The 12,211-nt window shown below is 68.8% G+C and carries 12 protein-coding genes; 2 read left to right on the top strand and 10 right to left on the bottom strand.

The window, feature by feature from the left end; genetic code table 11:
* Positions 1-2: 2 nt before the first annotated feature.
* Together QM708_RS15380 and QM708_RS15375 are read right to left on the bottom strand one after the other, a co-directional pair.
* Positions 3-995 carry an HAD-IIA family hydrolase gene (locus tag QM708_RS15380; RefSeq protein WP_415110510.1) on the bottom strand — a complete coding sequence of 331 codons (993 nt, stop codon included), beginning with the start codon at positions 993-995 and terminating at the stop codon, positions 3-5.
* Positions 992-2,158, bottom strand: a complete 1,167-nt coding sequence (locus tag QM708_RS15375; protein WP_415110507.1) for a hypothetical protein — start codon at positions 2,156-2,158, stop codon at positions 992-994. Before QM708_RS15375 ends, QM708_RS15380 begins: the two co-directional genes overlap by 4 nt.
* Between QM708_RS15375 and QM708_RS15370 the strand changes: the two genes are divergently transcribed.
* Positions 2,075-3,835, top strand: a complete 1,761-nt coding sequence (locus QM708_RS15370) for a hypothetical protein (protein ID WP_415110504.1) — start codon at positions 2,075-2,077, stop codon at positions 3,833-3,835. The genes QM708_RS15375 and QM708_RS15370 overlap by 84 nt on opposite strands.
* A 1,067-nt stretch (positions 3,836-4,902) precedes the next feature.
* Here the strand turns inward: QM708_RS15370 and QM708_RS15365 are convergent.
* Complete coding sequence (locus tag QM708_RS15365) at positions 4,903-5,658, bottom strand: hypothetical protein (RefSeq protein WP_415110501.1); 756 nt, start codon at positions 5,656-5,658, stop codon at positions 4,903-4,905.
* An 86-nt stretch (positions 5,659-5,744) separates the two neighbouring features.
* Entirely contained in the window at positions 5,745-6,380 is a 636-nt protein-coding gene (locus QM708_RS15360) for a hypothetical protein (protein WP_415110499.1), read from the bottom strand.
* Positions 6,381-6,538: 158 nt separating this feature from the next.
* Between QM708_RS15360 and QM708_RS15355 the strand changes: the two genes are divergently transcribed.
* A complete protein-coding gene (locus QM708_RS15355; RefSeq protein ID WP_415110496.1) occupies positions 6,539-7,330 on the top strand; it encodes a Cof-type HAD-IIB family hydrolase in 792 nt (263 codons plus the stop codon).
* A gap of 48 nt (positions 7,331-7,378) precedes the next feature.
* Here the strand turns inward: QM708_RS15355 and QM708_RS15350 are convergent, their stop codons facing one another.
* The 6 genes from QM708_RS15350 to QM708_RS15325 form a co-directional block, all read right to left on the bottom strand.
* A complete protein-coding gene (locus tag QM708_RS15350; RefSeq protein ID WP_415110493.1) occupies positions 7,379-7,978 on the bottom strand; it encodes a DNA-3-methyladenine glycosylase I in 600 nt (199 codons plus the stop codon).
* A gap of 127 nt (positions 7,979-8,105) precedes the next feature.
* Positions 8,106-8,309, bottom strand: coding sequence for a hypothetical protein (locus tag QM708_RS15345; RefSeq protein WP_415110490.1), 204 nt, complete (start codon positions 8,307-8,309; stop codon positions 8,106-8,108).
* Between the two features lie 210 nt (positions 8,310-8,519).
* Positions 8,520-9,209 (bottom strand): YggS family pyridoxal phosphate-dependent enzyme, encoded by a 690-nt coding sequence (locus QM708_RS15340; RefSeq protein WP_415111474.1) that lies wholly within the window; start codon positions 9,207-9,209, stop codon positions 8,520-8,522.
* Positions 9,210-9,236: 27 nt separating this feature from the next.
* Positions 9,237-10,211 carry a VWA domain-containing protein gene (locus tag QM708_RS15335; protein WP_415110487.1) on the bottom strand — a complete coding sequence of 325 codons (975 nt, stop codon included), beginning with the start codon at positions 10,209-10,211 and terminating at the stop codon, positions 9,237-9,239.
* Positions 10,202-11,161 carry a VWA domain-containing protein gene (locus QM708_RS15330; RefSeq protein ID WP_415110484.1) on the bottom strand — a complete coding sequence of 320 codons (960 nt, stop codon included), beginning with the start codon at positions 11,159-11,161 and terminating at the stop codon, positions 10,202-10,204. The genes QM708_RS15335 and QM708_RS15330 overlap by 10 nt, the downstream gene beginning before the upstream one ends.
* The gene (locus QM708_RS15325; protein WP_415110482.1) at positions 11,158-12,207 is read right to left on the bottom strand and encodes a DUF58 domain-containing protein; all 1,050 of its coding nucleotides are present in this window, start codon (positions 12,205-12,207) and stop codon (positions 11,158-11,160) included. The genes QM708_RS15330 and QM708_RS15325 overlap by 4 nt, the downstream gene beginning before the upstream one ends.
* Positions 12,208-12,211 lie beyond the last annotated feature (4 nt).

Genomic DNA, 12,211 nt, shown 5'->3' with positions numbered 1-12,211 from the left:
GTCTAGGGGAGGAGATCGAATCGAGCGAGAACATCCGCACCGGCGGTCGCCTTGCCCGCCCAGACCAGGTTCGCCAGCGCCCACGCGGCGTCCAGTTGCACCTCGCGATCGGTCAGGTCGCCCTCGATCACCGGCGTGCGGCCGTCGAGTGTGACGCAGGCCCGGCCACAACTGGCACCATCGGCGTCCAGCTCGGCCACCCGGGCCGGCTCGAGCAGTGCGGCGAAGTTCCAGCCGATCGCGGTCGGGCGGCCTTCGCGGGGTGCCTCGCACAGCGCGCGGACGCCGTGCGACCCGGTGAATACGAAGAACGAATCGATGCCGACCGCATAAGCACCCATGATGTCGGTGTCGATACGGTCACCGACGAACACCGGACGCCGGGCGTCCAGGCGTTCGATGGCCGCATCCAGCAGCGGACGGTACGGCTTGCCGGCGATCTGCGGGCGCTGATCGGTGGTGACCGCGATCGCATAGATCATCGCACCCATCCCCGGCACCAGGCCGTCCTCGGTCGGGCGGGTCAGATCGGGATTGGTGGCGAACCAGCGCGCACCATGCTGCACGGCGAGTGCCGCCTGGTAGAGCCGCGGCCAGGTCATCTCGGGGTCGTAGCCCTGCAGCACGGCGTCCGGCTTGTCGGTGTACGACGCCACCGGGATCATCCCCGCCTGGCGCACCTCATCAGCCAGATTCTCAGTGCCGCAGACGAGCACCGTCGAGCCCGCGGGCAGTTCGTGGCGCAGCATCTCGCCACCGACCTGCGCCGAGGTGATCACGTCGCCCGGGGTGACGTCGAAGCCGAGCCGGACCAGTTTGGCCGCCACGCTCGCCCGGCTGGGCGCGGCATTGTTGGTGACATACCCGAGCCGGACGCCGCGCTGCTGCAACACCCGCGCCGCCTCCGCCGACCCTTCGACGGCAAGCTCTCCCCGGTAGTGAACGCCGTCCAGATCACTCAGCGCCACATCATAGGCGTCGATGAACGCGGTCATGCCTGGTCGTCGGCTCCCCGCTCGTCATCGTCGGTGCCGTCGGACGCCTCGGCTTCACTCACGTCGGCCGCTGGCTCCCGCTCGTCGTGCGCCGCCTCGGCATCCTCGACGGATGCGTCCGCCTCGCCCTGCTCGGCACCATCGGGTTCGGCGTCCTGGGCAGCGTCTTCGGGCTCGGCGTCCTCGTCTGCCTCATCTTCAGCGTCGTCGGACTCGATGGCGTCGACAGCGTCCTCGTTCGCCTCATCTTCGGCGTCGTCGCTGGACGCGATCGCATCGGCGACATCCGCGCTCGACTCGGATTCGCCCTCAGCAGCGTCGACAGAGTCCTCCTTCGGCCCCTCTTCGGCGTCGTCGCTGGACGCGACCGCATCGGCGGCGTCCGTGCTCGACTCGGATTCGTCGTCAGCAGGGTCGGCTTCGTCCTCGGCAACGTCCGCTTCATCCTCGGCAGCGTCGGATTCGTCCTCGATGACCGGGTCATCTCCGACGAGGGCGTCCTCGTCGACCTCGAGCACCAGGCCCTGCAGCGCGGCGACGCGCTCGCCGGCGTCCGTTTCACCGTCTTCGTCGAGCGCGGCGGCAGCGGCGAACCAGCGTTCGGCGTTCGCGGCGTCGCCGGTGGTCTCGAGCAGATCGGCGTAGCCGTAGCGCAGCCGGGCGCGCGCGCCGCGCGATCCGCGGCCGGCCGACGCCTCGATCTCGTGCTTGAGCAGGCGCAACGCCTCAGCGACCTGACCGAGATCGGTGCGAGCACCCGCCTCGACCAGACGCAGTTCGACGCGTTGGTTGAAGTCGGGCTTGGCGTCCAGGCCCTCGCGGACCAGCTTGAGCGCCTTGTCCGGGCGCCCCAACGCCCGCTCGCAATCGGCCATCGCGGCGACGAACTCGGTGCCGCCGTTCATCCGGCGCAGCGCGCGGAACTCGTGCAGGGCGATCTGGTACTCCCCCGCCGCGTACGCCGCCTCGCCGGCCGCCTCGCGAGTCACCGACAGGCGCGCCGCCCGGCGGCGGGCCGCCTCAGCGTGCGCGTAGGCGAGCTGCGGATCGGTGCCGATCAGTTCGCCGGCCTTCAGCAGATGGGCGCCGACGATCTCGGCGAGTTCCTGGGTGAGCCCGCGCAGTTCGGCGCGCACCGGACGCGGCAGGTCGCGCAGGTCCATCCCTTCGGGCGTGTCGGGCTCATTCTCCTTGCGGGCCAGTCCCGGACGCGGCACGTACGGCTCGCGCTCCTCGGCCTCGGGGCGATCGAACCCGCGGTCATCATCACGGCGCGGACGATCCTCCCGCTGGAATCGATCGTTGCCCCGCGGCCCGTCGTCACGGCGCGGACGATCCTCGCGCTGGAACCCACCCTCACGATGCGGGCGATCATCCCGCTGGAACCGATCATCGCGCGGCCGGTCGTCCCGATTCGGACGATCATCCCGACGCTGGAAACCACCCTCACGCCCCGGACGGTCGTCCCGCTGGAAACCACCTTCGCGACGCGGGCGATCATCGCGCTGGAACCCACCTTCACGGCGGGGACGGTCATCCCGCTGGAAACGATCATTGCCGCGCGGCCGGTCGTCCCGATTCGGACGATCATCGCGGCGCTGGAAACCACCTTCACGGTTCGGGCGATCATCCCGCTGGAAACCACCTTCGCGGCGGGGACGATCATCACGCTGGAAACGATCGTTGCCGCGTCCGCGGTCGTCGTCACGGCGCTCATAACGCCCCGCGTCTTGGCGCCGGTCGTCGCGCTGGAAACCACCTTCGCGACGCGGGCGGTCGTCCCGCTGGAACCCACCCTCGCGGCGCGGGCGATCATCGCGCTGGAACCCACCCTCGCGGCGGGGACGATCATCCCGCTGGAAACGATCATTGCCGCGCGGCCGGTCGTCCCGATTCGGACGATCATCCCGACGCTGGAAACCACCTTCACGGTTCGGGCGATCATCCCGCTGGAAACCACCCTCACGACGCGGACGATCATCACGCTGGAAACGATCGTTGCGTGGCCGGTCATCGCGGCGCTGGAATCCACCTTCGCGATTCGGGCGGTCATCGCGCTGGAATCCACCCTCACGACGCGGACGATCATCGCGGCGCTGGAAACCGCCCTCGCGGTTAGGCCGGTCATCCCGCTGGAAACCACCTTCTCGACGCGGACGATCATCACGCTGGAAACGGTCGTTGCGCGGCCGGTCATCACGTCCGAACCGATCATCCCTGCGCTGGAAACCACCCTCACCGCGCGGACGGTCGTCACGTCCGAAACGCCCCTCGCCCCGCGGACGGTCGTCGCGCTGGAAGCGATCGTTGCCGCGCGGCCTGTCGTCGCGTCCGCCCCGGTTGTCGTCGCGGCGCTCGAAGCGCCCGGTGCCCTGCCGGTCATCACGCTGGAAACCACCCTCGCGTCCGGAACGATCGTCCCGGCGCTGGAAGCCGCCCTCGCGGCGCGGACGGTCGTCGCGTCCGAAACGCCCCTCGCCTCGCGAACGGTCGTCCCGCTGGAAACCGCCCTCGCGGCGTCCGCGGTCGTCACGCCCCGCACCCGAGCGTCCGCCGGTCTGGCCACGCCCGTCGGATCGCTTCGGTCCGCCGCGCTGCGGCCCCTTCGAGGGACGGCCGCGGCCATCCCGGGACTGCCGGTGGTTGTCAGGGTTCGAATCACGCACCGGACAAGTCTGCCGTTGTCGCCAGCGCTAGGCAAAGCATGCCCATACATCGTCACCCGGCGCGCTCTGGCCGGCCGAGTGTGCCGCTCGGTCGGCGCACATGACGAGGAGGCCGGTTTTACCCCTTCGTATCCGCAGGCATCGCGGGCCCCCCGGACTCGACGCGCACGTTGATATCGCCCAGCTCACGTACCTTCTCCGGTAGCGGCACCGCCGCCGCGTGATGGATGGACCGCACCGATCGCAGCAGATCGTCTTTCGCGCGGCGCTTGAGTTCGGCTGTCGAGGCCGCCGACGATGCCCGGATCGGGACAAAACGTACTGCTCAATCCGGGTGCGACCAGAAGAACATCAGTCGGACTGATGTTCTTGACGCTCTGACGAGATTGCGCAGTACGTTTTGCATCGCGCCTCACGCACGGTCACAACGATCCCCCCCCGCGCCTTTGTCCCCTCTCCTACCGGGGCGACGCCGACGCTCTGACCGGATGTGGCACACGCCGCCCGGTTTCCGCGCCTTTGCCCTGTCTCCTACCCGGGCGAGGGTGACTACACTGGGCGAAGGTGAGCAACCCGGGCGGCGCGCAGCACGTGCGGCCGGAGCGTCGTCATCGGGGATGCCGCAGGAGAAAGGGTCGCCCAGCCCGGCGCTGGCAAGACCGTTCCAGACTGCGCCGTTACTCATCAAGGGCGATGTCCACGTCCATCCGAGCAAGCACGAGGACCCAGGCCCTTCTCAACTGCCGGAAACGTCACACAAATCAGAGCCCAGCCGCGCTTGGGCACCGCTTTGTGTGACATTCCCGGCATTTTCCCGCCCGATGATCAGGACTCTGTCCTCGATCAGGACCCCTGATCAATACAACATCGTGGCGAGTGGACGCACCGCGAGGTTGCACCGGGTGCTGACCAAGGTGGTCGAGCCCGTTGCGCAGCAGATGGCCACTCCACACCTGGTGATCTCTGCTCATCCACGTCGCCATGCGCTACCAAGAAGCGACCAACGACCGGAAGAAGAAGCTCGCCGACCGGCATGGCCGCACTCGCTGCGCTGCGGCCCTTCCGAGGGACGGCCGCGGCCATCCCGGGACTGCCGGTGGTTGTCAGGGTTCGAATCACGCACCGGACAAGTCCGCCGTTGTCGCCAGCGCTAGGCAAAGCATGCCCATACATCGCCACCCGGCTCACTCACACCGGCCGACTGTGCCGCACGGTCGGCGCACACGACGAGGAGGCCGGTTTTACCCCTTCATATCCGCAGGCATCGCGGGCCCCCCGGACTCGACGCGCACGTTGATATCGCCCAACTCACGGACCTTCTCCGGCAGCGGCACCGCCGCCGCGTCATGGACGGACCGCACCGATCCCAGCGGACCGGACTGAGCCGATGTCGAGTGGACGACGATCTCACCCTTTTTCTCGTCGCTAGAAACGCCCGCGAATCCAGGGATCAGCCCATCCCAATCGACATCGCTGAGCGCCCTCGCCAACTCGCTCGCGGTGTGCTTGGCTCCACCACGAACCTCGATCCGGCCTCCGAGCCTTTCAGCCCATCGCTCAGCAAGCCCGGTCAACTCAGCGGTCGGTTCGCCGCGGACCAGGACCACCATCGTCGGCGTCCGGCCCTGCTCGAGCCATATGCCTGCCAGCGCGTCGCCCGCGGCCGCACGCAGTTCTCCATTGACCGATCCGCTGAACTCGCCGCCGCCAGCGCCTTCATCACGGACCGAGGTGATCGCATTCTGGAACTCCAGAGCCTTCATCGCCTCCTGGAGGGTGAGCGAATGGTGCCGCGCGTACTCCGCAGCCTCGTGGTTCTCCTCGTTCTCCACGCCACTCCCGGACGCGACGTCACGCGCGATCGCACCGGGCGACGGCCGCGATACGCCTTCCGCAGGACCCAAAGGCGAGGCCTGCGCAACGATGGCCGCCCCGGCACACAGCACGGCGACTACGGACAACGCCGCGATCGTCTTGCCGGCTTTCTGAATCTGCATCGCCCAAGCCCCCTGATATCGACCGCACCTTTCCCCAGTGGAGCAGACCCGCAGGGACGCGTCAAGCATGCGGCAACACGCGCGGCCTAAGGTTCCCGGCAACAGGGTCCGCCCGTGTAGCCAGGCGGTGGGCACCAGTCCTGGTGACGCGTCGATAACGCGTCACGCTCGGCCTTCGAGGGTAAGAAGATGTCCACTCCCCCTGGATACGGCCGGTAGAGCCAGTCCAGGCTCTCCAGAGCGATGATGATCTCCCCGAGCATGTCGTCCGCAACCAGCCTCAACACCGGATCGAGCGACTCACGCGTCAACCGGACGGGGTTCAGATAGACGTGAGACCATGTGCGCCATTCGGGGTCCGGGTCGTCCTCGGTCAGCTCTGACACCCAGTGCCGCGCCCCGGGCGCGACCGAGACTGTCGCTTGGGAACGGCGCGTCGGCCGGGCCGTCGTCGACCATGACATCGTCCTCAGAATGGCGCTCGCCGAAGCGTGGTCCGGTCCTGCCAGTTCGCGAAGCAGGGTGTGGTGGCGCAGGAACACCGTTTCGTATTCCGTCTCGTCGTCGGGGTATTGCTTCGACTCCGGAAGGCTGTGCAGCCGGACCCACTGGTCGGGAAAGCGGTCGGCCAGTTCATCCCACCTCGCCACCGGTGTCGTACCGGGCCACACCGCGGCCCAACGCCCGGCCAGTGCGGTGCGCGTCTGCTGGCTGATCGACATGCGCCAAGGATGACACGAAGACCCAGCATTCCCACTAGTGTCAGGCGTTATGAATCATGAGTTCGCGCGCCGCGGTGGGGTGATGTTGGGCGTCGACGGCTTCTGAGCGGTCCTGCCGCCCGGGAGAGGTGGGCGGGCCAGCGATAGCCTTGGGCGCCATGGACATTCGCTTGGTCGCGGTCGATATGGACGGCACCTTCCTCAGGCCCGGGATGACCTACGACCGGGAACGCTTCCTCGGTTTGCGGCAGCGCATGCGGGACGCCAGCATCCGGTTCGTCGTCGCGAGCGGCAACCAGTACTGGCAGCTCAGTTCGTTCTTCGAACCGTCCGACGACATCGCCTATGCCGCCGAGAACGGTCACTTCGTCTACGACGTGGGCGGCGAGGCGCCCTTCGCCGCGCCGGACGCCCGTCCTGACGCCGCGCGGGCGATGATCGCCCTGCTCGATGACCGGAGGATTCCCTACCTCGCCTCGACGATGGACGGCGCGGTCACGCCGTCCTGGATGCACGACGACGATGTCGCCTGGAGCCGGCAGTACTACCACCGCCTCGATGTCATCGACGATATGGACGCCGTCGCCGACGACGTGCTCAAGGCCGCGCTCCGCGTTGAAGACCCGCTCCCGATCGCGGCCGAGTTGGACGCCGCGCTCGGCGGAGCCTTCACCGCGGTCGTCTCCGGTCCTGAGGATGTCGACCTCAACGTTCCCGGCTACAACAAGGCCGTCGGGCTGCGCCACCTCGCCGAACGCTGGGGCATCGACCTGGCGGACGCTGTCGCCTTCGGTGACAACCACAACGACCTGGAGATGCTGCGCGCCGTCGGACTCCCCGTCGCGATGGCCAACGCGCGCCCCGCGGTCCTGGACGCCGCCGCGCGCGTCGCGCCACCGAACACCGCCGACGGCGTCCTCGACGTGCTGGACGAGATCCTGCCGCGCTGAACGTCACGCTTGAGCGATCGGTTCACCCGCGGACTTCTGCCCGGTGCGCTATGCGCCACCCGTGGCCGTCGAAACCCGCCAGCATCCGGCCATATGGTCGTCGACCATGCCCGCCGACTGCATCAGCGCGTACATCGTGGTCGGGCCGACGAAGCGGAACCCGCGCTTGCGCAGTTCCTTGCTCAGCGCCGTCGACTCCGGGGTCACCGCGGGAACGTCGGCGAACGCGGCCGGACGGTCTCGCTTGGCCTCGGCACCGGCCGGCGCGAACGACCACATCAATGCGTCGAGTTCGCCCTCGGCCATGTCGCGCACCAGCGCGGCGTTCGAGATGGTGGCCTCGATCTTGGCGCGGTTACGGACGATGCCGGCGTCCGCCATCAGCCGCGCGACATCTTCTTCACCGAACTCGGCGACCCGCGCCGGGTCGAAGCCCGCGAACGCCTCCCGGAACCGCGGGCGCTTGCGCAGGATGGTGATCCACGACAGGCCGGCCTGGAACCCCTCCAGCGCCATCTTCTCGAACAGCGCGCGATCACCGTGCAGCGGGATGCCCCACTCCTCGTCGTGGTAGCGGCGGTACTCCTGATCGTCGCCGACCCATCCGCAGCGCTGGATTCCGTCCGGCCCTGTCACCATCGCGTCCATCACAACAGCCTACGAGCCCGACGCCCCCATCACCGTCGCCGACGCTGGAACCAGCCGTGTCGCTCCGCTCGTCAGTGCAAGATCGTGGTGCGTCTACACGCCACAACGTTGCATTGACGGACGCTGTTCACTCGATCGGTGGCAATGAGTTGAGGTAGCTGTCGGCGTGTTCGTGTCCGTCGCGCAGCCACCACGAGAGGGTCAGCATCGGAGCGAAACCCGGATCGCAGTCGATCGACACCGTCGCCTCGCGATTCACCAGACGAACGCCGGACGCCGCCCCGACCCGCGCCGCCAGACGGGCGAGCATCTCCCAACGTGGGTCACCCATCGGCTGAGCCATCTCTCCCCCGTTTCATCATGATTCCGGCGCTGGCGAGCTCACCAATGCAAAGTTGTGGCGCGTCTAGTCACCACAACTTTGCATTGATGGGCGCCCGCCGTGCGAACCGACCGAATCCACGAGGTTCGAGCCAAGGCCACGAGGGCCATCTGCTTCACCGCGAGCCGGGCTCACCATCAGCGCAGGCACGGGCATCGATCATGCGTAGACGCGAGCGCCGAAGATGCCGGTGCCCAAACGAACGCAGGTGGAGCCGCATTCGACGGCCAACTCGAAGTCACCCGACATGCCCATCGAGAGCGCGTCGAAGCCGCCGCCGTGTTCGTCGCGCAGGCGGGCTTGCAGGTCGGTCATCGTGACGAAGCAGCGACGCACCACCTCGCGATCGGGGGTGTTGGCGGCCAGCGTCATCAGGCCACGCACCTGCAACGCGTCCAGCCTTGCCAGCGCGCGGACGGCGTCCGGAACCTCAGCGGGAGCAAACCCGTCCTTGGTCGCCTCACCCGAAGAGTTGACCTGGACCAGCACCGCGAGCCGCCGCCCCGCCACAGCGGAACGCCGGTTAAGCGCCTCGGCCAGGTGCAGCGAATCGAGCGCCTGGAACTCGTCGGCGACCTCGGCGACGACGCGGGCCTTGTTGGTCTGCAGGTGGCCGATCACCACCCATTCCAGTCCGAGACCGGCCAACTCGGACGCCTTGGCGGCCAGTTCCTGCGGTTTGCTCTCACCGAATCGCCGGTAGCCGGCGGCGTGTGCGGCCCGGATCAGGTCGGCGCCATGGGTCTTGCTGACCGGCAGCAGTTCCACCTCGCCGGGCTCCCGGCCGGCCCGCGCACAGGCCGCGTCGATCCGGGCACGCGCGGCGGCAAGGTTGGCGGCGACATCGATCATGGTTCCATCCTCCCACCCCCACGATCAGGGCCAGCGCGCCGCCAGCGAGGTGACCCCCAACGCGGCCAGCACCGCAAAGCCGAGCGCGATGCCGGCGTACAGTTCGGTCACCTCCTGGTCGACCTTGTCGTAGCCGACCGAGCGCGCGATCGAGGCGTAGACGCGCTCCAGTTCGTCGCGCGATCCGGCCACGAACGCCTCGCCACCGGATTCGCGCGCCACCACGTTTAATTCGGCCGGGTTGACCGGGACCGGCTCGCGGCGTCCGTTGCTGACCACGTAGCCGCCGGGCGTGCCGTAGGCGATCGTGTAGATCGGCAGGCTTCGCTCGCGCGCCTCGCGGGCGGCGACGGCCGATGAGCGGCCGATGTTGGTGTAGCCGTCCGACAGCACGACGATCGCGCCGGGGGTGGGCTCGTCGGGGTGGTCGGGGTCGGGCGGTACCAGCGACATGGCGTCGAGCGAGCTGTAGATGCCTTCGCCGATCGCCGTCGACGGTGCCAGCTTCAGGTTTTCGATGGCCCGGGTGACCAGGCCGCGGTCCGGGGTCGGGGGCACCATGATCGACGAGGTGCCGGCGAAGGCGACCAGTGACACGTTGAAGCCACTCGGCAGCAGCCCGACGAAGTTCTGGGCGGCGTCTTTGGCGGCGTCCAGGCGGTTGGGGTCCACGTCGGTGGCCTCCATCGACCGGGACACGTCGATGGCCAGCACGATGGTGGCCCGCTCGCGCGGCACCTCCACGGTGCCCTTCGGCTGCGCGAAAGCGACGACCAGCGAAGCCAGGCTGAGCACGGCCGCGATCACCGCGATGTGCCGCTTCCAGGACGCCTGCCGCGGCATCACTCGGTCCAGATTGTCGATGCCCAGCCGTCTCGACCGGGACGCCGCACGGCGCAGCAGCCCCCAATAAAGCACCAGCAGCACCGGCACGGTCGCCAACAGCCACAACCGTTCGGGGTGGAAGAAGGACAGGATCGGCGCGTTCATCAGGGCCACCTCGCTCCCAGGGAGACCGCCGCGAGGGCGGCCAGCACCGCGAACGCGAGCCCGTAGCCGGCCCAGGTGGCCGTGGTCTCCTTCTTGACCTCCTCGAAGCCGATCTCGGAGCGCAGCGAGGAGTACACCCGCTCCAGATCGCCGGCCGTCTCGGCGCCGGCCGTGGTGCCGCCCGTCATCTGGGCGATGCTCGCCATCAGTTCACGATCGGGCTTAACCCGCTCACGTTTGCCGTCCAGGTCGACCGACCCGTTCTCGGTGCCGTAGGCGATGGTGTGCACCGGCACGCCCTGCTTCTTGGCCTCGGCCGCGGCCTGCGCCGGTGCGCGTCCGGCGGTATTCCTCCCGTCGGACAGCATCACGATCGCTCCGGGCGCGACCGACCCGTCGGACGCCGCGGGCGCCATCTCGATCGCGCTGAGCGCCACGTAGATGGCGTCCCCGACGGCGGTGCCGTCCTGGAGTGCGAGCGCGTCGATGGCGCGCGAGGCCAATCCACGGTCGGTGGTCGGGCCGAGCCGGGTGGCCGGGTTGCCCGACATGGACACCACCGCCACGTTGTACTGCTCGGGCAGCGATCGCAGGAACCCCTTCGACAGTTCCTGGGCCGCCTCCAGCCGTGACGGCTGGACGTCGGTGGCGGCCATCGACTGCGACACGTCGACGACCAGCACGATGGTGGCCCGTTCCCGGGGCACCCGGTCGACGCCGTTGGGCCGCGCCCACGCCAGCGACAGCGCGATCAGCGCGAGCAGCGACAGCGCGACGGCGAGATGGCGCCGCCACGGCGACTGCTTGCGCACGACGCGTCCGAGCACCGCGGTGTTGGTGAACCGCATTCCGGAGCGGTTCTTGCGGCGCATTGCCCAGATGTAGGCGGCGATCAGCAGCGGCACGACCAGCAGCGTCCACAGCCGCTCGGGCTGCAGGAACATCTCGGCGAGATTCATCGGCTCACCCCCTGCGGCGGCTGGTGCAACTGGGCGGCCACCCGGCGGTAGGACAGCACGAAGCGGGCGATGTCGTTGACCCAGTCCCGGTCGGTGCGCAGCTGGATGTGCCCGACGCCGGCCCGGCGCAGCGCGATCCGGATCCGTTCGCGCTGGGCGGCGGAGGCCAGATTGAAGCGTTGCCGCGCGCCGGCGTCCGAGGTGTTGACGTAGCGCTGGAAATCGCTCTCGGGGTCGCGGATCAGGATGTCGCCGACATCGGGGAACTCGACTTCGCGGCGGTCCACCACCTCGACGCAGATCACCTGGTTGCGGACGGCCAGGCGGCGCAGCGCGCGTTCCCATTCGGGTTCGACGTCGGGATCGAGTTCGGTGTCACCCGGGGACAGGAAGTCCGACACGATCACCCGCAGTCCGCGGCGGCGCTGGGTGCGGGCGAGCTGGTCGATGCCGCGGGTCAGCGTGTACGGACCGGTGGAGCGGTCGGGCACGATCGGCTCGGTGAGCATCCGGCTGAGCAGGCTGTACAGCGCCAGCCGCCCCGAGCGTGCCGGAATCCGGATCATCGTCTCGGGCCGCATGATCAGGCCGCCGAACCGGTCGCCCATTTGCTGGCCGAGGAAGCCGATGGTCGCGATGGCGGCGATGCCCAGGTCACGCTTGGTGACGCCCTCGGTGCCCCAGTTCATCGACGGGGTGACGTCCAGCAGCGCCCACACTTCGAGTTCGCGGTCGGCGATGGTGTCGCGGACGTGCGGGGTCTGAGTACGCGCGGTGACCGCCCAGTCCATGGTGCGGACGTCGTCTTGGCCGGGCACATAGATGCGGGCGTCGTTGGTCTCCGAGCCGGGGCCGGGCAGCAGGCCGCGATGGTCGCCGTGCAGGAAGCCCTCCATCCGGCGCACGATGGTCAGTTCCAGCCGTTTGAGCGCCTGCTCGGGCGCGAGCTTGCCCAGCGGCAGGGTGGCCTGGGTCGGTTCGCGCAGGACGGACGCCACCGCCCCCAGTTCTTCGGGGGGTGGCGCCTGGCGAGCCGACCGTGCCATCGCG

The sequence above is a fragment of the Propioniciclava sp. genome, assembly GCF_047602245.1.
In the GTDB taxonomy this organism is placed as follows: domain Bacteria; phylum Actinomycetota; class Actinomycetes; order Propionibacteriales; family Propionibacteriaceae; genus Propioniciclava.
Note: the sequence above shows the minus strand (reverse complement) of the source record. Positions and strands in the feature narration are given on the sequence as shown.

What these genes read in the sequence shown, in the direction of transcription:
- QM708_RS15380 (WP_415110510.1), bottom strand. Translation starts at nt 995, where the DNA reads ATGACCGCGTTCATCGACGCCTATGATGTGGCGCTGAGTGATCTGGAC.
- QM708_RS15370 (WP_415110504.1), top strand. Translation starts at nt 2,075, where the DNA reads ATGGGCGCCGACGATCTCGGCGAGTTCCTGGGTGAGCCCGCGCAGTTC.
- QM708_RS15375 (WP_415110507.1), bottom strand. Translation starts at nt 2,158, where the DNA reads ATGGACCTGCGCGACCTGCCGCGTCCGGTGCGCGCCGAACTGCGCGGG.
- QM708_RS15365 (WP_415110501.1), bottom strand. Translation starts at nt 5,658, where the DNA reads ATGCAGATTCAGAAAGCCGGCAAGACGATCGCGGCGTTGTCCGTAGTC.
- QM708_RS15360 (WP_415110499.1), bottom strand. Translation starts at nt 6,380, where the DNA reads ATGTCGATCAGCCAGCAGACGCGCACCGCACTGGCCGGGCGTTGGGCC.
- QM708_RS15355 (WP_415110496.1), top strand. Translation starts at nt 6,539, where the DNA reads ATGGACATTCGCTTGGTCGCGGTCGATATGGACGGCACCTTCCTCAGG.
- QM708_RS15350 (WP_415110493.1), bottom strand. Translation starts at nt 7,978, where the DNA reads ATGGACGCGATGGTGACAGGGCCGGACGGAATCCAGCGCTGCGGATGG.
- QM708_RS15345 (WP_415110490.1), bottom strand. Translation starts at nt 8,309, where the DNA reads ATGGGTGACCCACGTTGGGAGATGCTCGCCCGTCTGGCGGCGCGGGTC.
- QM708_RS15330 (WP_415110484.1), bottom strand. Translation starts at nt 11,161, where the DNA reads ATGAATCTCGCCGAGATGTTCCTGCAGCCCGAGCGGCTGTGGACGCTG.
- QM708_RS15325 (WP_415110482.1), bottom strand. Translation starts at nt 12,207, where the DNA reads ATGGCACGGTCGGCTCGCCAGGCGCCACCCCCCGAAGAACTGGGGGCG.